This window comes from Massilia sp. DWR3-1-1 (assembly GCF_049898325.1).
GTDB lineage: Bacteria > Pseudomonadota > Gammaproteobacteria > Burkholderiales > Burkholderiaceae_D > JAFCUW01.
The window spans coordinates 92,975-115,954 of sequence record NZ_JAFCXL010000011.1 but is presented as its reverse complement, the minus strand read 5'-3'; the positions used below and the strand labels follow the sequence as shown (position 1 = coordinate 115,954).

The following is a 22,980-nucleotide window of genomic DNA, read 5'->3' as shown; positions in this document are numbered from 1 at the left end:
GCGGTGGTGCGACGGCAAAGGCGGCGGCAAGACAGGCAGCTTTACAGCAAGCCGTGCTCCTGCAGCTTCTTGCGCAAGGTATTGCGGTTGATGCCCAACATCTGGGCGGCGTGCGACTGGTTGCCATCGGCGCGCAGCATCACCACTTCGAGAATGGGCTTTTCGACGGTTAATACAACCATGTCGTAGATATTCGACGGCTGCTGTTCGCCCAGGTCGTTGAAATATTCTTCAAGACTTTTCTGGACAACTTCCTGGATACTTTCTTTGCTCATGTAATAACTTCATCCGGCTGATGTTTTTGTTGTCGTCACGGCAATGGCCGGCTGTCTGTGGCGCCGGTCCGCGCCGTGGTGCTCTGTCATGCTGTGTCGTGCTGCCACCCCCGCGCATCAAGCTGCCATGGCGTCGCTCAACACGCTGGCGGGCCGGTATTGTAACCGCTCGCCCCGCAATTCTTGCATTTTGAAAAAGGCGTCGACGGCGTGCAACTGGTCCGCCGTCGATTCCAGCAGGTTCATTCGCTGGCGAAATTCTTCGCCGCCCTCGAGCTCGCGCACATACCAGCCGATGTGCTTGCGCGCCGTGCGCACGCCCAGAAACTCGCCGTAGAAGGCGTAATGGGCTTCCAGGTGTTCGTGCATGAGGGCGCGCACTTCGGCCACCAGCGGCGGCGGCAACAAGGCGCCCGTGCGCAAATAATGGTCGACTTCGCGGCAGATCCACGGCCGCCCCTGCGCGGCGCGGCCGATCATGACGGCGTCGGCGCCCGTCACGGCCAGCACGTGGCGGGCTTTTTCCGGCGTGGTGATGTCGCCGTTGGCCACCACGGGAATGGCGACGGCCGCCTTGACGGCGGCAATGGTGTCGTACTCGGCCTCGCCGCTGTAACCGTCGGCGCGGGTGCGCCCGTGCAAGGTCAGCATCGCGATGCCAGCCTGTTCGGCAATGCGGGCGATGGTGAGGGCATTGCGGTTGGCACGGTCCCAGCCGGTGCGAAATTTCAAGGTGACGGGCACGTCGACGGCGGCCACCACCGCGTCGAGAATGCGCTCGACCAGGTCTTCGTGCTGCAGCAGGGCCGAGCCGCACCAGTTGTTGCAGACCTTCTTGACGGGGCACCCCATGTTGATGTCGATGATCTGCGCGCCCCGCTCGACATTGAAGCGGGCGCAATCGGCCAGGTCGCGGGGATCGGCGCCGGCGATCTGCACCGCTTTCGGTTCCATTTCGCCCGCATGGTCGGTGCGCCGCGCACTTTTTTCGCTGGCCCACAGGCGGGGATTCGAGGCCGCCATCTCGGAGACGGCATAGCCCGCCCCCAGCTGCTTGCACAGCTGGCGGAACGGCCGGTCGGTGACGCCGGCCATGGGCGCGACGAACACATTATTACGCAGCAAGTAGGGGCCGATTTGCACAGGGAGCGAAGAAAGTGATCAGGGGAACCTGCGATTTTACCCCAGATGCTGCTCAATTAATATGCACAAAATTGTTACGGTAGCTCATCGAGGGTGGCTGGGGCCAGGTGATCGACCTCGCCCCAGCCCTGCACGGCGAGCACGCCGTCCGTCACGCTGAAGCGGTTGATGCTGGCGTTGAGCACGGGAAAATCGCGCGGCGTGTCCAGCGCCAGGCCGCGCGCGGCGCGGTAGGCGCACTCGAGCACGCCGCCGTGGGCGACGATGGCGATGGTGGCGCCGGGATGGCGCGCCGCCCAGCCGAGAATGGCTGCCACGGCGCGCGCATAAAACTGCCGGAAACTTTCCGCCACCCGCTCCCCGGCCGGCATCACGGCATCGATATCGCGCGCTTGCCAGGCGGCAAACTGGGGCGGATAGGCGGCCTCGATGTCGGCGTACAACAAGCCCTCGAAGCCGCCGTAGCAGCGTTCACGCAGCGCCCCATCCTGCTGCACGGCCAGCGCGCGGCCGGTGCCGATCGCCGCCGCCGTCTGCCAGGCCCGTTGCAGATCGCTGGCGATGATGGCGTCGAGGGGCGTCTGCGCCAGCGCCTGCCCCAGCGCGCGCGCCTGCGCCAGGCCCCGTTCGTTCAGGCCGATATCGATGTGGCCCTGCAGGCGGCGTTCGGCGTTCCAGGCGGTTTCGCCGTGGCGGATCAGGATGATGCTGGTGGTGGCGGTAGAAGACATGGCCGCCATGATACAGGCGGGCGCGCCAATCCGCCGCTAGAGCCCGGCGACGACCTGGGGATTGAGCGAATAGACGCAAAACGTTTGCGCTTCGTCGAGGATGTGGCCGCGCAGCGCCTGGCGCGCCTGGGCGCCCGTGAAGCGGCCCTCGAGGGGGAAGCGCGAGGTGTCGAGCGCATACAAGGTGAACACGTAGGCGTGCGGCCGCTCGTCGTTCCACGGTGGACAGGGGCCATCGTAGCCGTAGTATTCGCCCGCCATGTCCGGGTCGCCCGCCAGCCAGGTGGTGTAGTCGTTGAGGCCCTGGCGCAACTGGTGCTCGATGCCGTTCTTGACCATGAACGGCACCAGCGGGCCCCCTTTGCCGTGCGGCGTCACCAGTTCGGAGAACCGCCCTTCTCCCACCGCGTGCAGTTCGGGGGGGATATCGACGAGGATCCAGTGATAAAAATCGACGCGCGGCAGATTGGCGGGCACATGCTGACCGGGCTGGTTGATGTGCTCGGTGCTGACGGGGGCATCGACGTCGCGGCAAAACAGCGCCAGCGAGTGGGTCGCTGCCGGCACATCGTCCCAGGCCAGGTGGGGATTGCGGTTGGCCGCCAGGCGCATGCGGCGCGCCGGATCGACGCAGGCAAACGCGCATTCGGCCGGCAACACGCCGCCTTCGGTAAATGAATCGCTCCACAGTCGCATGTCGGTCTCCGCTTGAAAGGTTGGACCACGCGGGCGGGGGGAGGTTCAATCGATCAAACAAAAGTGGACCCCGACTTTTGTTAGTTTCGTCAGGCAAAAATTCCCGGCGAAGCCGGGCCTTTGGGGAGGACGCAAAACCGACGGGGGGCAGCGTTCGCCTCGGAGGCGGGCGGCAGCGCAGGCGTTGACGGCGTCAGTGCAGTGTGCGCCGCGCAGGCTTTTACGGCGACGGTGGGGGGACCTGGAGCCAGAAGGTGACGGGGCCGTTGTTGGTCAGGCTCACTTGCATGTCGGCGCCGAAGCGGCCGGTGGCGACGGTGGGGTGGCGCTGGCGCGCTTGCGCCACGACATGGTCAAACAGGCGGGTGGCGTCGGCCGGGGCGGCGGCGGGGGTGAACGACGGCCGGGTGCCGGAGTTGGTGTCGGCCGCCAGCGTGAACTGGGGCACCAGCAACAGGCCGCCCGCCGTGTCCTTCAGGCTCAGGTTCATTTTGCCCGCACTATCGGAAAACACGCGGTACGCCAGCAACTTGCTCAGCAAGGCGTCCGCCTGCTTGTCCGTATCGCCCTTTTCGGCGCACAACAGCACCAGCAAACCGGCCTCGATGGCGCCGATGGTGAGGCCATCGACCACCACGCTGGCGTGGCTGACACGTTGCAACAGGGCGATCATGCGCTGAGGGTGATGCGGGCGAACTTGCGCTTGCCCACCTGTAACACGTAGACGCCGGCGTCCAGTTTGAGGGCCTTGTCGGCCACCACCGCGCCGTCGATGCGCACGCCCCCCTGGTCGATCAGGCGCATCGCTTCCGAAGTGGAGGCGCACAGATTGGCCTGCTTGCACAGTTGCGGTACGCCCAGCGGCGCGCCGGCCAGGGCCAATTCGGCCACGTCGTCGGGAATGCCGCCCTTCGAGCGGTTGACGAAGTCGGCCAGCGCGCCGTCGGATGCCTGCGCCGAGTGAAAGCGGGTGACGATTTCCTGCGCCAGCGCCACCTTGGCGTCGCGCGGGTTGGCGCCGCCGTCGGTGGCCGCTTTCAGGCTGGCGATGTCGGCGATCGAGCGGAACGACAGCAATTCGAAATAGCGCCACATCATGACGTCGGAAATACTCATCAGCTTGGCGAACATGGTGTTGGCCGGCTCCGTGATGCCAATATAGTTATTTTTTGACTTCGACATCTTGTCGACGCCATCGAGGCCTTCGAGCAAGGGCATGGTCAGGATACACTGTTGTTCCTGACCATAATCTTTTTGCAATTCCCTGCCAACGAGCAAGTTAAACTTCTGATCCGTTCCACCTAGCTCAAGGTCCGCCTTCAAAGCGACCGAATCGTAGCCTTGCATCAAGGGATACAGGAACTCATGGACGCTGATCGGAGTCCCACTCTTGAAGCGCTTGGTAAAGTCGTCGCGTTCCATCATGCGCGCCACCGTGTAACGGGACGACAATTCAATCATGCCGCGTGCGCCGAGCGGATCGGACCACTCGGAGTTGTAGCGAATTTCCGTGCGGGCGGCATCGAGCACCATCGATGCCTGATTGAAGTACGTGGTGGCGTTTTGTTCGATTTGTTCGCGCGTCAACGGAGGGCGCGTCACGTTGCGGCCAGACGGGTCACCGATCATTGACGTAAAGTCACCGATCAAAAAAATCACCTGGTGGCCCAGGTCCTGCAACTGGCGCATCTTGTTGAGCACAACGGTGTGGCCAAGGTGCAAGTCGGGCGCCGTGGGATCGAGGCCCAGTTTGATGCGCAGGGGCGTGCCGCTTTGTTCCGAGCGCGCCAGTTTCTGGGCAAATTCGGCTTCGATCAGCAGTTCGTCGACGCCCCGCTTGGTGATGGCGAGCGCTTCGCGGACGCGGTCCGTCAATGGCAAGGGCACAGCGGAAGCGTGCTTGGAAATGGTCGTCGTGGTCATGATAACTTTATCAACAGAAATTAAAAAAGGCGGCTAGCGGTCTCGAGTTTGTTATAATGCTCGATCCTATTAACGTTGCCCAATGAAAACTAACGCAATAACAATAATAAAAATACCTAGTCTTCGATTGGAAGTTCAAGCGGCAAATTTTAACTGATTGCATGAACCCTACCCAAAAAACCCCCAGCACGCGCCTCAGCGGCCTGCCAGTACTATCGCGAAAGGCGCGCATCATCGGCGCTGGCGCGATCTTTCTTGCAGTGTGCGCATTCGGCGCCGCGGCCATCGCGCCGCTACCGGATGCGTCCGACCTCCCCGTCAAATCGATCGCCCAGGACCTGGCACTGCCCAACCTGTCGGACCAGATCACCGCGCTGCAGCAAGAACCCCAGCAATTCATCCACGAAGAAAAAGTACGCCCCGGCGATTCGCTCGCCTCGCTGCTCAATCGTCTCGGCGTCGATGACCAGGAAGCGGCCGCCTTCATCAAGAGCGACCGCGTGGCCAAGGGCGTCATGCAATTAAAGACCGGCAAGCGCGTCCAGGCCCAGACGGACGACGACGGCCAGTTGCAGTGGCTGCACGCCACCGTGGTCGACAACCAGGACATGCCGGTCAAGACCATCTCGATCAGCCGCAATAACAACCATCGCCTGGTCGCGCAGGAATCGGCGCCCAAGCTCGAACGCCGCGTCGAAATGCGCGCCCGCACCATCACCAATTCGCTGTACTCGGCCACCGACGCCTCCACCGACGGCGGCAGAATGCCCGACACCATCGTGGCGCAAATCATCGAGATGTTCTCGACCAGCATCGACTTCCGTTCCGACCTGCGCCGCGGCGACCATTTCAACGTGGTCTACGAGACGTTCTGGCAAGACGGCGAAATGGTCAAGGCAGGCCGCATCCTGGCCGGCGAATTCGTCAACCGCGGCACCACTTACCAGTCGGTATGGTTCGAAGATCCCAGCAGCAAGGCAGGTGGCGGTTATTACACGTTCGACGGCAAGGCCCTGAAACGGGGCTTCCTCAAGTCGCCGCTGGAGTTTTCCCGGATTTCCTCGGGTTTCTCGATGCGCGTGCACCCGATTTCGGGCAACTGGAAAGCCCACAAGGGCATCGACTTCGCCGCCTCGCTGGGCACCCCGATCCGCGCTTCGGGCGATGGCGTGGTGGACTTCCAGGGCGTCTCCGGTGGCTACGGCAACATGGTGGTGATCAAGCACTGGGCCAATTACAGCACTGCCTATGCGCACATGAGCCGTTTTTCGTCCAACCTGCGCAAGGGCGCCAAGGTCAGCCAGGGCGACATCATCGGCTACGTGGGCTCGACGGGCTGGTCCACCGGCGCCCACCTGCACTACGAATTTCGCGTCAACAACGAAGCCCGTGACCCGAACACGCTCAACGTGATCGCCCAGGCCCCGCTGTCGTCATCGGAGCTGTCGCGCTTCAAGACGGCCGCCGCCGACATGACCCACCGCTTCGCCCTGCTGCGCCCGGGTAGCGCGGGACAGGCGATGGCGGCACGATGACAATCAAGCAAAAGTGAACCCCTACTTTTGCTTGGTTTGATCAGATAAAAAAGCCCCCGGCAGAGCCGGGGGCTTTTTCAGTATACGCAACCCCGATTTGTGCATGGTTCGCCTCGGGGAAGGATGTCCACGCTACTCAACGGTACGGGGTCAGCCCGCAGCGCGGTTCCCCGAGGCGACGATCGATCAGAATCGGGCTTGCGTATACTGAAAAAGCCCCCCGGCTCTGCCGGGGGGCTTTTTTATCTGACTAGCCCAAACAAAAGTAGGGGTGTACTTTTGTTTGATTTTTTACACTGAGAACGACGACCCGCAACCGCAGGTGGACGTGGCGGTGGGGTTCTTGATGACGAACTGGGCGCCTTCGAGGTCGTCCTTGTAGTCGATCTCGGCGCCAACAAGGTACTGGTAGCTCATCGAATCGATCAGCAACTGCACGCCGTTCTTGACCATCGTGGTGTCGTCTTCGTTGACGATTTCATCGAACGTGAAACCGTACTGGAAGCCCGAACAGCCGCCACCTTGCACGAACACGCGCAGTTTCAGATCGGGATTGCCCTCTTCTTCGATCAGCTGGGCCACTTTCTGGGCGGCGCTGTCGGTAAAGACGATCGGCGACGGCATGGCGTCGGCCGCTGGCGGCATGGTGAGTTCTACGGCATTCATGGGTGACTCCTGACGGGATACGGTTGGGGCCATTATAGACTGTTGGGACAAGTCATGCTGCCGACGCTTCCGCTTCGGTCAGATGGAACTGCGCGGGACTATCGGGCTGATGTTTCAAGACACCCGTCACCGCCGCACCGCCTTGCATCTCCAGCAATTTGTAATGGACATCTCCTACTATGCGGGCTTTTGGCTGTAATTCAAGCACTTCCGACACGCGCACCGTGCCGGCAATGTAGCCATTGACCACCAGGATGGCGCAACTGACCGCCCCTTCGATGCGGGCATGCTCGGACACGATCAATAAATGGCCCGGACCGTCGGCGGCGATGACGTTGCCCAGCACCTCGCCATCGATGCGCAAGCCGCCACTAAACACCAGGTCACCCTCGATACGGGCGGCGATGCCAATCAAACTATCGATTTCTGGACGGGGATTCTGGTTGCGGCCGAACATGGGAGCGACCTTTCGCGGTAGATGCCCGATCGCGCAAGGCACCGGGACAGGGGAGGTAGGGCACGGTCATGCAGACACCGTGAACTGTACTATTCCCCCGAGGCACGACCTTGATCTATCGCAAAACGGCCTGTGCAGCCCCGTTCGCTTTACGGCAGCAGGGCGATGTGCTGCAAGCCCTGCCCTTCCGGCAAACCGAACATCAGATTCATGCACTGCACCGCCTGACCAGCGGCCCCCTTGACCAGGTTGTCCTGCACCACCAGGATGACGACGGTGTCGCCGCCCTCGGGACGGTGCAGGGCCAGGCGCAGCATGTTGGCGCCGCGCGTCGAGCGCGTCTCGGGGTGCGAACCGAAGGGCATGACGTCGACGAACTGGTCGTCCTTGTACTGCGCTTCATACAGGGCCTGCAGTGCCTCGTTGCTGATCTCGCTGGTCAGGCGCGCGTACAGGGTGGCGTGCATGCCGCGTATCATCGGCACCAGGTGCGGGGTGAAGGTCAGCCCCACCTTCTGGTCCGTGAAGCGCTGCAGTTGCGCCGTGGTCTCCGGGGTGTGGCGGTGGCCGGACACGCCGTAGGCCTTGAAATTGTCGCTCGACTCGGAAAACAGGGTGCCGATCTCGGCCTTGCGGCCGGCGCCCGAGACACCCGACTTGGCGTCGGCGATCAGGTGGCTGGCGTCGATCAGGCCCGCCTTGAGCAGCGGATAAAAGCCCAGCTGCATCGTGGTCGGGTAGCAACCGGGATTGGCGATCAGGCTGGCGCCCTGGATGGCTTCGCGGTTGAGCTCAGGCAAGCCATACACGGCCTGCTCGATCAGCTCGGGCGCCGTGTGGGCAATCTTGTACCACTGCTCGAAGACGGCCTGGTCTTTCAGGCGGAAGTCGGCGGCCAGGTCGATCACCTTGACGCCGGCGGCAAGCAAGGCGGGTGCTTGCGCCATGGCGACGCCGTGCGGGGTGGCGAAGAACACCACGTCGCAGGCGCTCAGGTCGACCTTGTCGGGGGCGGAAAATGCCAGCGCCACGTGGCCGCGCAGCGAGGGGAACATGTCCGCCACGGGCAAGCCGTCTTCCTTGCGCGACGTAATCGCGGTCAGCTCGGTGCCGGGGTGCGCCGACAGCAATCGCAGCAATTCGACGCCCGTGTATCCGGTGCCGCCAACGATGCCAACTTTGATCATGTCTGTTCCTTTTGAAGATGAAATAAATGCTGCTGCCAGCGAGGCGCAATTTTACCAGCAGCGCACAAACGCTGCGCCCGGCCGCGTACGGCCGGCAGATGGCCAGGGCGATCGACGTAAAAAAACCGCCGGCTTGCGCACGGCGGTTTTTTCGCACAGCGCCCGAAGGCGCCGCCAGAAGCAAATTAACGCTTCGAGAATTGTTTTGCGCGACGTGCTTTGCGCAGACCAACTTTTTTACGCTCGACTTCACGCGCATCGCGGGTCACGAAACCGGCTTTGGCCAGGTCTGGCTTCAACGATGCATCGTAGTCGATCAGGGCGCGGGTGATACCGTGGCGCACTGCACCTGCCTGGCCGGACTCGCCGCCGCCGTGCACGTTGACTTTGATGTCAAAACGCTCGACGTTACCGGTCAGTTCCAGCGGCTGGCGAATGACCATCAGGCCCGTTTCGCGCGAGAAGTAATCCGACGCTGGCTTGCCGTTGACGATGATTTGGCCAGTGCCAACTTTGATGAAGACGCGAGCGACTGCACTCTTGCGACGGCCGGTGCCGTAATTGTAGTTACCGATCATGTCAGCTCCTTAGAGAACGAGTGCTTTAGGTTGCTGCGCAGCGTGCGGATGGGAACCTTCCGCGTACACTTTGAGCTTCTTGATCATCGCGTAGCCAAGCGGGCCCTTAGGCAGCATGCCCTTGACCGCTTTTTCCAGCGCGCGACCCGGAAAACGCTGTTGCATTTTCAGGAAATTGGTTTCGTAGATACCGCCTGGGTAGCCGGAGTGACGATAATAGGTCTTCTCGGTGGCTTTGGTACCCGTGACGCGCAGTTTGCCTGCGTTGATGACGACGATAAAGTCGCCGGTGTCGACGTGGGGAGTAAATTCTGGCTTGTGTTTGCCGCGCAGTCGGAGTGCCACTTCGCTGGCAACACGTCCGAGGATCAAGTCCGTCGCGTCAATCACCAACCAGTCGCGCTGGACTTCATGTCCTTTAGCGGAAAAAGTTTTCATGATGACTTCCTAATTCAATACATCGCTCAAATGGTGGTTCCGCCATGTTACCGCGGACTCTGCCTTATGTTCTTTCCTGAGCAAACGGAAAGCCGGCTAGTATAGCGCGCTTGAACGGGCCGCGTCAATCCCCGATGGGCCACTTCCCTGGCTGCGCATTCTTGCCGCAAAACATCATTCAAAAATAAAACTATCGATTGACCGCTGAAACATTGGCAATTTAGACTGGTTGCCTGCTTGCTCAAACTAACCGCATTCCCGGGAGACCCCTTGTCCTTTTCTCCGTGTTTGGCCCTGGTGCTGCGTGGCGCGCTGCTCGCTGCCGCGATGCATGGCGCCGCCGCCGCGGCGGCGCAGACCACCCGCCCCTGCCACCTGCCCGGGGTGGAAGAGCCCTTGCGCTGTCTGACCCTCCATGTCCCGCTCGAGCGCGCCCGTCCGGCCGGCGCCAGCATCGCCCTGCACGTGGCGGTGGCGCCCGCCTTTCGCGAAGCGGGCCGCGCCGACCCCTTGTTCGTGCTGGCCGGCGGCCCCGGTCAGGCGGGCTCGGACGTGCTGCCGCTGGTAAACAATGCCTTCCGCCGCATCCGCGCCACCCGCGACATCGTCTTCATCGACCAGCGCGGCACGGGCCTGTCCGGCAAGCTCGACTGCGAGACTACGCCGGCCCAGGAGACCATGACGGAGCAGCAACTCGAGCAGGAGCTGATCGCCTGCATCGGCCGTCTCAAGACCAACTTTGGCGCCTACGGCACGGCCGAGGCCGCCGCCGACATCGACAGCGTGCGCCAGGCGCTCGGTTACCAGCAGATCAATGTCTGGGGCGGCTCCTACGGCACCCGCCTGGGCCAGGTCTATGCGCGCGCCTATCCGGCGCGGGTGCGCTCGCTGATGCTCGACGGGGTGGCCGCGCCCGACCAGGTGATCCCGGCCGGTGGCCGCGACGGCCAGGGCGCGCTCGATGCCCTGTTCCGCCAGTGCGCGCAAGAGACGGGATGCAAGCGGGCGTTTCCCCAGGCCCGCCAGGAATTCGACGCCCTGAGCGCACGCGTTGCCGCCGGCAAGGTGCTCGTCAGCATCGCCGATCCCCGCACCAGCCTGCCCATCAGCCTGCCGATGACCAGTGCGCGTTTTCTCGCCACCGTGCACAGCATCCTGTATTCGCCCGTCGACAGCCGCCGCCTGCCCTTCCTGATTCACAGCGCGGCGCAGGGACGCTGGGAGCCGTTCATGGCGCGGCGCAATGTGGCCGCCGATTTTGGCGCCGAGGGCGGCGGCGCCATGCTGCTGCACCTGGCCGTCATTTGCGCCGAAGACATGCCGCGCCTGACCCCCGCCTTGCGCGCCGAAGATGCATCGGCCCTGACCGCGCCGATGCTCGAGCGCCTGCCCAGGCTGTGCAAGGCCCTCAACGTGGCGCCCGTGACGGCGAGCGCGCCCACGCCAATTGCCGCGCCCACGCTGATGCTGTCGGGCGCGCTCGACCCCGTCACCCCGCCCCGCCGCGCTGAGGCGGCCGGCAAATTCATGCGCCGGGCGCAGCACCTCGTGGTCGCCAGCGCCGGCCACGGCATTTCGCAACTGGGCTGCGCGCCGCGCCTGCTGCGCGAATTCATCGACCAGCCGGATCAGCCCGTGCTGGCCAAGTGCCTCGAAGAAATTCCGATTCCCGGATTCCAGCTCGGCAGCGCCGGCCCGCAGCCATGAGCGCCGCCCGCCCCGGCTCCATCGACTGCAACGACTGCCCCTGTCAGGATACCCATGATTGAAACGCGCGAAGTACGCAAGCAATTCGGCGCCGTGCAAGCGCTCGGCGGGGTCAGCTTCACGGCCCGCGATGGCGAAATCACCGCCCTGCTGGGGCCCAACGGCGCCGGCAAGACCACCTTGTTGCGCCTGCTGGTGGGCCTGCTCAAGCGCGATCACGGCAGCATCCTCGTCGGCGGCGTCGATCCGCAACAAGACCCGATGGCGGTGCGCCGCGATATCGGCTTTCTGACCGACCAGTTCGGCCTCTACGAAAAACTGAGTACCCGCGAGTACCTGCGCTACTTTGGCCAGCTCAACGGCATGGCCGCCGGCACGCTCGACCAGCGCATCGATGAGGTGGCCGCACTGCTGGCCATGGACGACATCGTCGAACGGCGCTCGAAAGGATTTTCGCAGGGCCAGCGCATCAAGGTGGCGCTGGCCCGCACCTTGCTGCACCGCCCCCGCCACCTGCTGCTCGACGAGCCCAGCCGCGGTCTCGACGTGATGAGCACGCGCGCCCTGCGCACCGCCCTGCAGGCGCTGCGCGCCGACGGCTGCTGCGTCATCATGGCCACCCACGTGATGCAGGAAGTGACCCACTTGTGCGACGACGTGATCGTCATCGCGCGCGGCCACACAGTGGCGCAAGGGTCGCCACAACAATTGTGCGAGCGCACTGGCATTGCCAACCTGGAAGACGCCTTCGTCCGCCTGGTGGGCACCGAAGAAGGAATTGCATGATGGCCAAGTGGCGTGTGGTAATGGTCAAGGAGCTGCGCGAAGCCTTTCGCGACCGCCGCTCGCTGGCGCTGTTGGCGCTGTTTACCCTGATGTACCCGGTGTTGCTGGGCTTTGTGTTGAACCAGTCGATCAAGCGCGCCACCAAGCCCGAGCGCGAAGGCACCGAACTGGCCGTGATCGGCGCCGCCCAGGCGCCCAACCTGATGGCGCAGCTCAAGCAAAAGAACATCCAGGTGCAGGCGGTGGCGCCGATGGACGAGGCGGCCATCAGCAAGCTGCTGCAAGCGCGCAAGGTGGTGGCGCTGCTGCGCATCACGGACAAGTTTTCCGAAAACTACCAGGCGATGCGCCCGGCCCGGATCGAACTGTGGTTCGATTCGGCCGCCGACAACGGCCAGCGCCAGCGCGACATCGAGGAGGTGCTGCGCACCTACGGCTCGGGCGTGACGAGCGCGCGCCTGCTCGCGCACGGCGTCTCCCCCGCCCTGATGCAACCGGTGCTGGTGCAGCGCTACGACACCGGCAGCACGGCGGCCCGCTCGGCCGGCCTGATCGGCAGCGTGCTGGGCATGCTGTTCTTCCCCGCCTTCCTGTGCGGCCTGTCCACCGCCATCGACAGCACCGCCGGCGAGCGCGAACGGCGCTCGCTCGAAGTGCTGATCTCGCAACCGGCACAGGCCTGGGAACTGGTGCTGGGCAAATGGCTGACGGCGTCGACGTTTTCCCTGATCGGCGTCACCGTCGGCCTGTACGTGGCGCACGCCATCCTGTCCTGGCTGCCGCTGGAAGAAATCGGCATGGCCTGGCGCGTCACCAATGCCGACCTGGCCCGGGTCTGCCTGGTGTCGGTGCCGCTGGCCCTGTTTGCCGGCGCCATGCAGGTGGCGGTGGCGATGAATGCGAAGTCGTTCAAGGAGGCCCAGAGCACCCTGAGCTTTCTGATGCTGCTGCCCCTGCTGCCGGGCGTGGCGGTGTCGATGCTGGAACTGAAAACGGCACTGTGGATGTACGCGGTGCCGATCCTGTCGAACCAGACCTTGCTCAAGGAGATCGCCAAGGGCGAGGTGATCGGCGCGCTGCCGTACCTGCTGACCTTCCTCAGCTCGCTCCTGCCGGCACTGGGCTTCGCCGCCTTCGCCAGCTGGCGCATGAAGAGCGAGAACTACGTGCTGGGCGTGTAAGACGTCGTTGCCGGCACGCCGCGGCGGGCGCGCTTACAATAGTGCCTCGTTCAATGGAGGAGCAATGGAAGCGAAAGTGAGCTGGAACGGCCCGTCGGGCATGAGTTTTAAAGCCGAGACCGGTTCCGGTCACACGGTCCTGATGGATGGCGCCGTCGAAGGCGGCGGCCACAATAGTGCGCCGCGGCCCATGGAGATGGTGTTGCTGGGAACGGGCGGCTGCACCGCCTACGACGTCGTGCTGATCCTCAAGCGCAGCCGTGAAGACGTCAGCGGCTGCGACGTCACCCTCAAGGCCGAGCGGGCCGAAGTCGATCCCAAGGTATTTACCAGGATTCATTTCCACTTCGTGGTGACGGGCAAGCAGCTCAAGCCGGCGGTGGTGGAGCGGGCGGTCAATTTATCGCACGATAAATATTGCTCAGCATCCATCATGCTGGCCAAAACGGCCGACATCACCCACTCGTTCGAAATCGTCGAGGGCTAAGTCGCCCTAGAGGTAATAGGCGGTGCCCGTCATCACCTTGGCCATCGCCGTCATGGCAAGGCGCACGGGCGCCGGCACCGCGATCGCGCCCAGCGCCTGGGCCGCGGCCCCGTGCGCGGCTTCGTCGTCGCGCATCTGGGCGACGATGGCGCGCGATTTGGCGTCTTCCACGGGCAGCGACACCAGGTGACTGTCCAGGTGCGCTTCGACCTGGCGCTCGGTTTCCACCACAAACCCTAAACTGTGCTGGTCGCCCAGTCGCGCCGCCACCGTGCCCAGCACATAGGCGCCCGCATACCAGAGGGGATTGAACACGCTGGGCTGCGAGCCCAGTTCGGCCAGGCGCTGCGCGGTCCAGGCCAGGTGGTCTTCTTCCTCGCGGCCGGCCTGTTCGAACTGGGCGCGCATGGCGCTGGTGCTGGCAAAGCGGGCCTGCGAGTTGTACAGGGCCTGGGCGCACACTTCGCCGACATGGTTGACGCGCATCAGGCCGGTGCTGCGGCGCAGTTCGGCCCCCTCGAGATTGACGTCGTCGATGCGCGCGGCCGGGTTCGGCCGGGTGGCGACGGCGGCGCCGGCGACCACGCGCAGGGCCTTGTCGAAGCCGGCGATGAGACCGTCGATGCCGTCGAGGGCGGGCGGTAACGCGGGACGAAGCAGGGGAAACGCACTCATGGGAATTTTTCCAGCGATCAAAGCGTGATTATAAGATGCCCGGCAGGGCCGGGTCGCCCGGCTGCGCCGCCAGGTTCTGTTTTTCGATCCAGTCGAGCACGGGGCCGCCGATGTCGAGCTTGGAGATGGCCTTGGCCACGCCCAGATTCAGCGACAGCAGAAAGCCGATGGTGTCGATGGGCACCTCGGGGCAGTGTTCGGCGAACACGGCGATGAAGCGGGGCGAATCGACCACCGGCACCACCTTGGCGCCGCTCATGAACTGCAAGGCGCTGGCAATGCTGTGGCCGCGGCCCACCGCGCGATAGATAAATGTGTTGTACGCCTTGTCGACCACCGTGAAATCGATCGCTTCCGGGCGCACCAGGGCCGCCAGGTAGTGCAGGCCGACGGCCACGCGAAACCAGGCGAGCGACTCGTCGCGGGTGCGGGCGGCGCGCGCCACTTGCAGCACGTGCTCTTGAATGGCTGTATCCATGCAAACATTATCCACCCTTTGGCGGCGCCGGCACAACAATCTGCACGGCCGGGCGCCACCACGCACACCGACCACGGCGCCGTTTGCGCACTCTGGCCGCCCGTTTGCCCCGACTGTCGCAACGCACTGCCGACTCCGCCACAAATTTAATACAATGTAATGATCGCGGGTCCGTCCGCGCGCACCATCAGTGTCACCAGCATCAGGAGTTGTCCATGGAGTTACGCATTCGCAATTTGTCCAAGACCTACGCCAATGGCGTGGTCGCGCTCGACAGGGTCAGCCTGAACATTCCTGCCGGAATGTTTGGCTTGCTGGGCCCCAACGGCGCCGGCAAATCGACCCTGATGCGCACCCTGGCCACCTTGCAGGAGTGCGATGCGGGCTCGGTGTTTTTCGGCGACCTCGACGTGCTCGACGAGAAAGACGAGATCCGCCGCCTGCTCGGCTACCTGCCGCAGGATTTTGGCGTCTACCCGAAAGTGACGGCCTACGAATTGCTCGACCATTTCGCCATCCTCAAGGGCCTGTCGGGCAAGGGGCGGCGGCGCGAAGTGGTCGATGGCCTGCTGCAGCAAACCAATCTGTTCGAAGTGCGCCACCAGCGCCTGGGCGGCTTCTCCGGCGGCATGCGCCAGCGCTTCGGCATTGCCCAGGCCCTGCTGGGCGATCCCCGCCTGATCATCGTCGACGAGCCCACCGCCGGCCTCGATCCGCAAGAGCGCGTGCGCTTTCATAATTTGCTCTCCGACATCGGCGACGACCGCACGGTGCTGCTGTCGACCCACATCGTGTCCGACGTGGCCGACCTGTGCGCCAACATGGCCATCATCAACAAGGGCAGCGTGCTGCTGTGCGGCGAACCGGCCCAGCTGATCGAGGCCATCGAAGGCAAAATCTGGGCGCGCTTCGTCGCCAAGCAGGACGTGCCGGCCTTCCAGCGCCGCCACGCCGTCATCTCCAGCCGCCTGCTGACGGGGCGCACCCTGATCCATGTCTACGATGAAAGCGATCCCGGCCATGGCTTCGAGCCGGCCCGGCCCGACCTGGAAGACGTGTATTTCGCCACCATCGCCGGCCGTCATAGCGGCGCCAGCCCGCGCCAGGACGCCTAGATGCTGGCCATTGCCCTGTTCGAAGCACGACAGCGTTTGAAACTGCTGTCGACCTGGGTCTATTTCGCCATGTTTTTCATCCTGGCGATGCTGTGGATGGCGGCCGCCGGCGGCGTCTTCAAGGACCCCATGGTGTCGTTCGGCGGGCGGGTGCTGGTCAACGCGCCCCGCTCGGTGGAATTTACCGTGTCCTGGCTGGGCTGCCTGGGGGTGGTGGTAATGGCTGCCATCATGGGCCGCTCGGTGCAGCAAGACTTCGAATACGATATGCACCATTTCTTCTTCAGTGCGCCCATCCCCAAGTACGCCTATGTGTTCGGGCGCTTCGTGGGCGCCTACCTGACGCTGGCGGTGGTGTTTTCCAGCATCGTGCTGGGGGCCTGGCTGGGCACCTATCTGCCCGGCATGGAGGCCGAACGGATCGGCCCGGCCAGCGTCGGCCTGTACCTGCGGCCCTATGTCTTTACCCTGCTGCCCAACCTGTTCATCTTCGGCGGCCTGTTTTTCACCCTGGCCGCGCTGACCCGGCGCATGCTGCCCGTCTACGTGGCCAGCGTGGTGATGATGATCGGCTACATCGTCGCGCCCTCGCTCGCGCGCGACCTCGACTACAAGACCCTGGCCGCCCTGATCGACCCGTTTGGCACCACCTCGCTGGTGCGGCTGACCGAGTACTGGACCATCGGCGAAAAAAACACCCGCGCCATCGGTTTCGAAGGCGTGTACCTGCTCAACCGCCTGATCTGGTGCGGCTTCGCCCTGGTGGTGCTGCTGCTGGGCTACTGGCGCTTTCAGTTCAGCGCCACCCTCGACAGCCGCGGCGGCCCGCGCGCCGATGGCGCCAGTCCGGTGGCGCCGCCCTTGTCACAGGCCGCCATCGACACCCGGGAAACGCCCCGCTTCAGCGGCCGCAGCACCGCCATGCTGCTGCTCGCGTCGACCTGGCTGAACCTGCGCGAGTCCGTCAAGAACGTCTATTTCGTCGTCATCGCCCTGGCCGGCGTGCTGGTGCTGGTGGCCAGCGCCATCAACATGGGCTCGATCCACGGCACCACCACCTACCCCGTCACCTACCAGGTGCTCGAACTGATCAACGAGGGCTATGGCTTGATCATGCTGGTGATCACCACGTTCTATGCGGGCGAACTGATCTGGCGCGAGCGCGAAGCGCGCATGGCGCAGATGCTCGACGCCATGCCGGTGCCGAACTGGCTGCCCCTGCTGAGCAAGACCCTCAGCCTGATTGCGCTGCAGGCGCTGATGCTGGCCGTCGCCATGCTGTGCGGCATCCTGATCCAGGTCTTCAAGGGCTATTTCGCCATCGATGCGATGTTGTACCTGCAGGCGCTGTTCCTGATCAAGCTGCCCCAGTATGCGCTGCTGGCCGTGCTGGCGATGTCGCTGCAGGTACTCATCAACAACAAGTTCCTCGCGTATTTCGCCATGATCTTGTATTACGCCGCCACCTTCACCTTCGGCACCCTGGGGCTCGATCACCCGATGCTGTTGTATGGCACCTCGCCCGAGTTTGTCTATTCGGCCATGAACGGCTACGGCCATTACCTGGCGCGCGAGCGCTGGTTCGAGCTGTACTGGGCGGGGGCGGCGCTGATGCTGCTGGTGCTGTCCGTGGTGTTCTGGCCGCGTGGGAATAACGCGGAAGCGGGCAGCCGCCTGCAACTGGCGCGCCGCCACCTGAGCCTGCCCGTGATGGCCGCCTTCGGCCTGGGCCTGGCGCTGTTCGCCGGCAGTGGCGCCCTGCTCTACTACAACTTGCACATCGCCAACGACTACCAGACCGCCTGGCGGCGCGACGAAGTGCGCGCCGAGTACGAGCGCCGCTACAAGGCGTTTGCCGCCTTGCCGCAACCGCGCATCGCCGACGTCCACCTGCAGATCGACCTGGTGCCCGAACGGCGCAGCCTGCGCGTGCGCGGCGCCTACCAGCTGGAAAACCGCAGCGGCCGGCCGATCCAGGACATCGTCCTTCACCAGGTGCCCACCAGCACCGCCAGCTTCAGCTTGTCCCCCGGCGGTACCGTGGTGGTGGCCGACCAGCAGCGCGGCCTGTATGCCTGGCGTCTGCACCAGCCGCTGGCGCCGGGCGAGCGCATGGCCGTCCAGTTCGATCTGAGCACGGCGCCCCAGGGTCTGCTTGGTTTCGGCCTGGACACGCCCGTGGTGGGCAACGGCACGTCTTTCAACAACACCGTGCTGCCCCGCCTCGGTTACCAGCCGCAGGCGGAACTGCGCGACGAGCGCGACCGCAAGCGTCACCAGCTGCGCCCGCGCGCACCCATGCTGGCCGCCACCGATCCCCGCGGCGCCGCCACCAGCGCCCTGGCCAACGATGCCGACTGGATCAACTTCGACGCCATCGTCAGCACCAGCCCCGACCAGGTCGCCGTCGCCCCCGGCACCCTCGAGCAGGAATGGATCAAGGGCGGACGGCGCTATTTCCATTACAAGATGGACAAGCCGATGCTCAATGCGTACGCCGTGCAATCGGCGCGCTACGAAGTGCGCCACGAACGCTGGCAGGACGTGACGATCGACCTGTATTACCACCCGGGCCACGATGTCAATCTCGAGCGCATCATCAAGGGCGCGCGCCTGGCGCTCGATTACGCCGCGACCAATTTCACGCCGTATCAGCACAAGGTGTTGCGCGTCGTCGAAGTCCCCCGCTACGCCAGCCTTGCCCAGTCCTATCCGAACACCTTCGCGTTCTCGGAAAGCGCCGGCTTTATCGCCAAGGTCGACGACAACAACCCCAAGGACATCGATTACCCCTTGTATATGACGGCCCACGAAGTGGCGCACCAGTGGTGGGGCCAGCAGGTGGTGGGCGCCGATGTGCGCGGCAGCACGGTGCTGTCGGAAACGCTGGCCGAATACACGGCGCTGATGGTGATGAAGCAGGCGGTCGGCCCGGCCCGGATGCGACGCTTCCTGCGCTACGAGCTTGAGCGCTACATGGGCGGGCGTTCGCAGGAACCGCGCCGCGAATTGCCGCTGGCCGAAAATGAAGACCAGAAGTACATCAATTACCGCAAGGGAAGCCTGGCCATGTACCTGCTGCAAGACCTGTTGGGCGAAGCCAAGGTCAACGGCGTACTGCGCCAACTGCTGCTCGATCATGCGTTTCACGGCGCGCCGTATCCGAACGTGAGCGCCCTGACTGGCGCCCTGCGGCAGGCCGCCGGCCCCGCTCACGCTGACCTCGTCAACGATCTGTTCGATCACATCGTCCTCTACGAAAACCGCGCCACCCAGGCGCGCGCCACCAGGCTGGCCGATGGCCGCTACGAAGTCAACATCACGGCCAGCGTGGCCAAACTGCGGGCGGGCGGACTGGGCGAGGAGCGCGAGGTGGCGCTGCACGACATCATCGAATTCGGTGTCGACGACAAGGACGGCAGGCCACTGGCGCGTGAACGGCGCCTGGTCAGCGGCAAGGAGATGGCCGTGACCATGGTGGTGGCGACACGACCGGCAAAGGCAGGGATCGATCCGGATAATAAATTGATCGACCGCAAACCTGCTGACAACCTCATTGACATCGAAATGCGTTAAACTAAAAAAAGTATTTAAAAGATAAAAGACACCAGGGGTAAGACATGACGGCACTTGTTGACGAAATAGCGGGCCAACTCAAGCAGCTTTCCAGCGCGGAAAAACGCGATCTGCTGCGCATATTGCTTCTCGATGTACATGGCGGCGTGGAAGACGACGACGCCGAAGAGGCATGGCGCAACGAAATCGTGCACCGCGTCAAGGCGATCCGCAACGGCGAGGCGGCCATCCGCGCGCTGGAGAAACAGTGGGAAGAGTAATCCTGCTGGCACAACACTAAGTAAATACGGGGCCGCGTGCGGCCCGGCATTCGCTCGTCCCTACCTTGCGTCATTGCTCAGCACGCCTGAGCGCCGGCAAGCGCCTTTCGCAGGCGCTTTTTTCATGGACCGGGCACACGCGCGATAAAAAAAACCGCTGCCAGCCTTGCGACTGACAGCGGTTTTTTATGCGTGCCGGGATTTATTCGGCAGCGACTTTCTTCGCCGCCGGCTTCTTGACGGCAACTTTCTTGGCCGCCGTCGTCTTCGTCGCGGCTTTTTTCGCGGCCGGCTTCTTCACCGCCACTGCTTTCTTGGCCACTGCTTTCTTGGCGGCGACTTTCTTGGCCGGCACGGTGGCGCCGTCGGCGCCCTCGTCCGGGTCGGCCACCGCTGCCGCCTTCACCTTGGCGCCCGGCTTGGCCTTGCGTTCCTCGAACTCGAAACTGATCTTGCTGTCCTTGCCCTTGACCAGGAAGGCCTTGAACGGCCGGCGCGTGCGTTGCGACACGAAGCCTGGCAGCAAGTCGGTCTTGCCCTCGTTGAGCAATTTCGCCATCTGTTCCGGCAACACTTCCTGCTGCAGGATGATGCGCCCGCTGCGGAAGTCGCATGTCTTCGGCTTGGCCACGCTGTGCTCGCACACATAGGCCAGGCCCATTTCAAACACGCCGCCGGCGCACTTCGGACACGGTCCCAGCGCCGTCTGCCCCGTGAAATCGACCCCTTCGCCGTTCTCGCCTTCCTCGTCGTTCTGGCCGAAGTCGAACTCGAGTTTGAAATTGTTGATGTCTTCGTCGCGCACGATGCGCAGGATGGCCGCGAACGGCCGCCCCATCTTCGAGCGGAAGCCCTGCATGGGGCCGATGGTGCGGTTGGCCAGCAACTGCTCCACTTCCGGGATCTCGAACTGGCGGCTGCCCGGCGTCTTGCTCATATTAAATTCGCACTTGGTACAGGCGAAGCGGCGGTAGTTTTCCTTGACCACGCCGGCGCAATTCGGGCACGGGGTGGTCAAGGTGGCGTAGTCGCCGGGAATGGTGTCGTTGTTGTATTCCTTGGCGCGCTTGACGATGATCTGGGTCATCTTCTCGATTTCGAGCATGAACTCTTCGCGCGAGATCTTGCCTTTTTCCATCTGCGACAGCTTGTATTCCCACTCGCCCGTCAGCTCGGGCGCGGTCAGCTCGTTCACGCCCAGGCCCCGCAGCAAGGTCATCAGTTGCGCCGCCTTGGCTGTCGGCATCAACTCGCGGCCTTCGCGCAGCAGGTAGCGCTCGCCCAGCAAGCCCTCGATGATGGCGGCGCGCGTCGCTGGCGTGCCCAGGCCCTTGCCGGCCATGGCGTCGCGCAACTCGTCGTCATCGATCAGCTTGCCGGCGCCTTCCATGGCCGACAGCAAGGTCGCCTCCGTGTAGCGGGCGGGCGGCTTGGTGAACAGGCCATTCGCGGTGACCTTGTCGGTGTGAACTTTTTCACCTTTTGCCACGGGCACCAGGTTGCCGTTGGCATTGCCTTCCTTGTCGTCGTCGGTCGATGCTTCGCGGCCGTAGATGGCCAGCCAGCCGGGGTTGGTCATGACCTTGCCCTCGGTCTTGAACTGGTGCCCGGACACTTCGGTGAAGCGGGTGGTGACCTGGAACTCGGCGGCGGGGAAGAAAATCGCCAGGAAGCGGCGGGTGACCAGGTCGTACAGCTTCTGTTCCGGCTCGGACAGGTTCTTGGGCGCGACGTTGGTGGGGATGATGGCGAAGTGATCCGAAATTTTCGTGTTGTCGAAAATCCGCTTGTTCGGCTTGACCCAACCCTTGTCCGTGATCTGCTTGGCGAACTGGTGGTAGTTATTGTTGTCGGCCAACACGCGCATGGTGTCCTTGACCGTGTCGACATAGTCTTCCGGCAGGTGGCGCGAATCGGTCCGGGGGTAGGTCAGCACCTTGTGCTTTTCGTACAGGGCCTGGGCCAGGCCCAGCGTGTTCTTGGCGGAAAAGCCGAACCGGCCGTTGGCCTCCCGTTGCAGGCTGGTCAGGTCGAACAGGGCCGGCGCCATCGACGTGGTGGGCTTGCTCTCTTCCGTGACGGCGCCCTGGCGGCCTTTGCAGGCCATCGCGATGGTGTCGGCGGCAATCTTGCTCCACAGGCGCTCTGGCCGCTTCTCGGGATCGTTCTCATCCTTCTTGAACGACTGGTCGAGCCAGCGGCCCTCGTAGATGCCGGCCGCGCAGACGAACTCGGCGCGCACTTCCCAGTAATCGCGGGAAACGAATTTCTTGATTTTTTCTTCGCGCTCGACCACGATCGACAGGGTCGGGGTTTGCACGCGGCCCACGGTGGTCAAATAGAAGCCGCCCTCTTTCGAGTTAAAGGCCGTCATCGCGCGGGTGCCGTTGATGCCGATCAGCCAATCCGCTTCCGAGCGGCAACGGGCGGCATCGGCCAGCGGCAGCATGTCGGCGTCACTGCGCAGGTGCAGGAAGCCGTCGCGGATGGCGCCCGGCGTCATCGACTGCAGCCACAGGCGCTTGATCGGCTGCTTGGCCTTGGCGTTCTGGGCGATCAGGCGGAAAATCAGCTCGCCTTCACGGCCGGCATCGCAGGCGTTGATCAGGGCCGTCACGTCCTTGCGCTTGATCAGGCGATTCAATACTTTTAAGCGCGCCTCCGTCTTGGCGATGGGATTCAAGGCGAAATACGGCGGAATCATGGGCAGGTGGGCAAAGCTCCACTTGCCGCGCTTGACGTCGTGCTCTTCCGGCACGGCAATCTCGAGCAAGTGACCGACCGCCGACGACAGCACGTACTGGTCGGACTCGAAGTACTCATCGTGCTTGGTGAAGCCGCCCAGCGTCTTGGCGATGTCGTTCGCGACGGAGGGCTTCTCGGCGATGATGAGGGTTTTTGTCATAGGGTTCTCGTGGTACGGATTCTGGGGCAAATAAAGGGATAAAGCAGCCGCATGATACATGGCTTGTCAAGCGAAGTGGCGAATTGCCACTTCGATAGCTAATTAGTATGAGGCGGGGCAAAAACCGAAGTGCGGCAAATAATAAGGCCGATACGGGCCGCTTTCAAGGACCCGCATGGTG

At 63.6% G+C, this 22,980-nt stretch carries 22 protein-coding genes; 8 read left to right on the top strand and 14 right to left on the bottom strand.

Translation table 11 applies throughout. From position 1 onward, the window contains the following. Nucleotides 1–41: 41 nt before the first annotated feature. The 6 genes from ACP7EY_RS13570 to tyrS form a co-directional block, all read right to left on the bottom strand. Entirely contained in the window at nt 42–275 is a 234-nt protein-coding gene (locus ACP7EY_RS13570) for a helix-turn-helix domain-containing protein (RefSeq protein ID WP_426194365.1), read from the bottom strand. A gap of 117 nt (nt 276–392) precedes the next feature. Then, nucleotides 393–1,418: a tRNA dihydrouridine synthase DusB gene (gene dusB, locus ACP7EY_RS13565; RefSeq protein ID WP_426194363.1), complete on the bottom strand. Its 1,026-nt coding sequence runs from the start codon at nt 1,416–1,418 to the stop codon at nt 393–395. Between the two features lie 74 nt (nt 1,419–1,492). Further along, nucleotides 1,493–2,149 carry a histidine phosphatase family protein gene (locus tag ACP7EY_RS13560; RefSeq protein ID WP_426194361.1) on the bottom strand — a complete coding sequence of 219 codons (657 nt, stop codon included), beginning with the start codon at nt 2,147–2,149 and terminating at the stop codon, nt 1,493–1,495. Nucleotides 2,150–2,185: 36 nt separating this feature from the next. Next, complete coding sequence (locus ACP7EY_RS13555; protein WP_426194359.1) at nt 2,186–2,845, bottom strand: YbhB/YbcL family Raf kinase inhibitor-like protein; 660 nt, start codon at nt 2,843–2,845, stop codon at nt 2,186–2,188. A 220-nt stretch (nt 2,846–3,065) separates the two neighbouring features. Further along, the gene (dtd, locus tag ACP7EY_RS13550; RefSeq protein ID WP_426194357.1) at nt 3,066–3,518 is read right to left on the bottom strand and encodes a D-aminoacyl-tRNA deacylase; all 453 of its coding nucleotides are present in this window, start codon (nt 3,516–3,518) and stop codon (nt 3,066–3,068) included. After that, complete coding sequence (gene tyrS / locus ACP7EY_RS13545; protein WP_426194355.1) at nt 3,515–4,768, bottom strand: tyrosine--tRNA ligase; 1,254 nt, start codon at nt 4,766–4,768, stop codon at nt 3,515–3,517. The genes dtd and tyrS overlap by 4 nt, the downstream gene beginning before the upstream one ends. Before the next feature lie 161 nt (nt 4,769–4,929). On the opposite strand from tyrS, the gene ACP7EY_RS13540 reads away from it, so the two are divergent. Further along, nucleotides 4,930–6,303 carry a peptidoglycan DD-metalloendopeptidase family protein gene (locus ACP7EY_RS13540; RefSeq protein ID WP_426194353.1) on the top strand — a complete coding sequence of 458 codons (1,374 nt, stop codon included), beginning with the start codon at nt 4,930–4,932 and terminating at the stop codon, nt 6,301–6,303. Nucleotides 6,304–6,594: 291 nt separating this feature from the next. Here ACP7EY_RS13540 and erpA read toward each other — a convergent pair whose 3' ends face one another. From erpA to rplM, 5 genes are all read right to left on the bottom strand, one after another. Beyond that, nucleotides 6,595–6,969 (bottom strand): iron-sulfur cluster insertion protein ErpA, encoded by a 375-nt coding sequence (erpA, locus tag ACP7EY_RS13535; RefSeq protein WP_426194351.1) that lies wholly within the window; start codon nt 6,967–6,969, stop codon nt 6,595–6,597. 52 nt (nt 6,970–7,021) lie between these two features. Then, nucleotides 7,022–7,426: a bactofilin family protein gene (locus ACP7EY_RS13530; protein ID WP_426194349.1), complete on the bottom strand. Its 405-nt coding sequence runs from the start codon at nt 7,424–7,426 to the stop codon at nt 7,022–7,024. Between the two features lie 149 nt (nt 7,427–7,575). Beyond that, entirely contained in the window at nt 7,576–8,613 is a 1,038-nt protein-coding gene (gene argC, locus ACP7EY_RS13525) for an N-acetyl-gamma-glutamyl-phosphate reductase (protein WP_426194346.1), read from the bottom strand. A 185-nt stretch (nt 8,614–8,798) separates the two neighbouring features. After that, nucleotides 8,799–9,191, bottom strand: coding sequence for a 30S ribosomal protein S9 (rpsI, locus tag ACP7EY_RS13520; RefSeq protein ID WP_426111838.1), 393 nt, complete (start codon nt 9,189–9,191; stop codon nt 8,799–8,801). Between the two features lie 9 nt (nt 9,192–9,200). Beyond that, the gene (gene rplM, locus ACP7EY_RS13515) at nt 9,201–9,629 is read right to left on the bottom strand and encodes a 50S ribosomal protein L13 (RefSeq protein ID WP_099788240.1); all 429 of its coding nucleotides are present in this window, start codon (nt 9,627–9,629) and stop codon (nt 9,201–9,203) included. A gap of 270 nt (nt 9,630–9,899) precedes the next feature. On the opposite strand from rplM, the gene ACP7EY_RS13510 reads away from it, so the two are divergent. The 4 genes from ACP7EY_RS13510 (at nt 9,900) to ACP7EY_RS13495 (ending at nt 13,790) form a co-directional block, all read left to right on the top strand. After that, nucleotides 9,900–11,336, top strand: a complete 1,437-nt coding sequence (locus tag ACP7EY_RS13510; RefSeq protein WP_426194344.1) for an alpha/beta fold hydrolase — start codon at nt 9,900–9,902, stop codon at nt 11,334–11,336. Nucleotides 11,337–11,390: 54 nt separating this feature from the next. Next, on the top strand, nt 11,391–12,122 hold the full coding sequence (locus tag ACP7EY_RS13505; RefSeq protein WP_426194342.1) for an ATP-binding cassette domain-containing protein: 732 nt from the start codon (nt 11,391–11,393) through the stop codon (nt 12,120–12,122). Then, nucleotides 12,119–13,303 (top strand): ABC transporter permease, encoded by a 1,185-nt coding sequence (locus ACP7EY_RS13500; RefSeq protein ID WP_426194341.1) that lies wholly within the window; start codon nt 12,119–12,121, stop codon nt 13,301–13,303. Before ACP7EY_RS13505 ends, ACP7EY_RS13500 begins: the two co-directional genes overlap by 4 nt. A 64-nt stretch (nt 13,304–13,367) precedes the next feature. Further along, complete coding sequence (locus tag ACP7EY_RS13495; protein WP_426194339.1) at nt 13,368–13,790, top strand: OsmC family protein; 423 nt, start codon at nt 13,368–13,370, stop codon at nt 13,788–13,790. Between the two features lie 6 nt (nt 13,791–13,796). On the opposite strand, the gene coq7 is transcribed toward ACP7EY_RS13495, so the two are convergent. Both coq7 and ACP7EY_RS13485 read right to left on the bottom strand, forming a co-directional pair. Next, nucleotides 13,797–14,465: a 2-polyprenyl-3-methyl-6-methoxy-1,4-benzoquinone monooxygenase gene (coq7, locus tag ACP7EY_RS13490; protein WP_426194337.1), complete on the bottom strand. Its 669-nt coding sequence runs from the start codon at nt 14,463–14,465 to the stop codon at nt 13,797–13,799. Between the two features lie 28 nt (nt 14,466–14,493). Further along, nucleotides 14,494–14,943 (bottom strand): hypothetical protein, encoded by a 450-nt coding sequence (locus tag ACP7EY_RS13485; RefSeq protein WP_426194335.1) that lies wholly within the window; start codon nt 14,941–14,943, stop codon nt 14,494–14,496. 215 nt (nt 14,944–15,158) lie between these two features. Here ACP7EY_RS13485 and ACP7EY_RS13480 point away from each other — a divergent pair, with 215 nt between their 5' ends. Genes ACP7EY_RS13480 through ACP7EY_RS13470 form a run of 3 tightly spaced genes read left to right on the top strand, consistent with a single transcriptional unit; the run spans nt 15,159 to nt 19,894 of the window. Continuing rightward, on the top strand, nt 15,159–16,058 hold the full coding sequence (locus ACP7EY_RS13480; protein WP_426194333.1) for an ABC transporter ATP-binding protein: 900 nt from the start codon (nt 15,159–15,161) through the stop codon (nt 16,056–16,058). Further along, entirely contained in the window at nt 16,059–19,634 is a 3,576-nt protein-coding gene (locus ACP7EY_RS13475) for a M1 family aminopeptidase (RefSeq protein WP_426194331.1), read from the top strand. It abuts the gene before it with no gap. A gap of 44 nt (nt 19,635–19,678) precedes the next feature. Further along, nucleotides 19,679–19,894, top strand: a complete 216-nt coding sequence (locus tag ACP7EY_RS13470) for an addiction module protein (RefSeq protein WP_426194329.1) — start codon at nt 19,679–19,681, stop codon at nt 19,892–19,894. 202 nt (nt 19,895–20,096) lie between these two features. Here the strand turns inward: ACP7EY_RS13470 and ACP7EY_RS13465 are convergent, their stop codons facing one another. Beyond that, nucleotides 20,097–22,799 carry a DNA topoisomerase III gene (locus ACP7EY_RS13465; protein ID WP_426194327.1) on the bottom strand — a complete coding sequence of 901 codons (2,703 nt, stop codon included), beginning with the start codon at nt 22,797–22,799 and terminating at the stop codon, nt 20,097–20,099. Nucleotides 22,800–22,980: the final 181 nt, after the last annotated feature.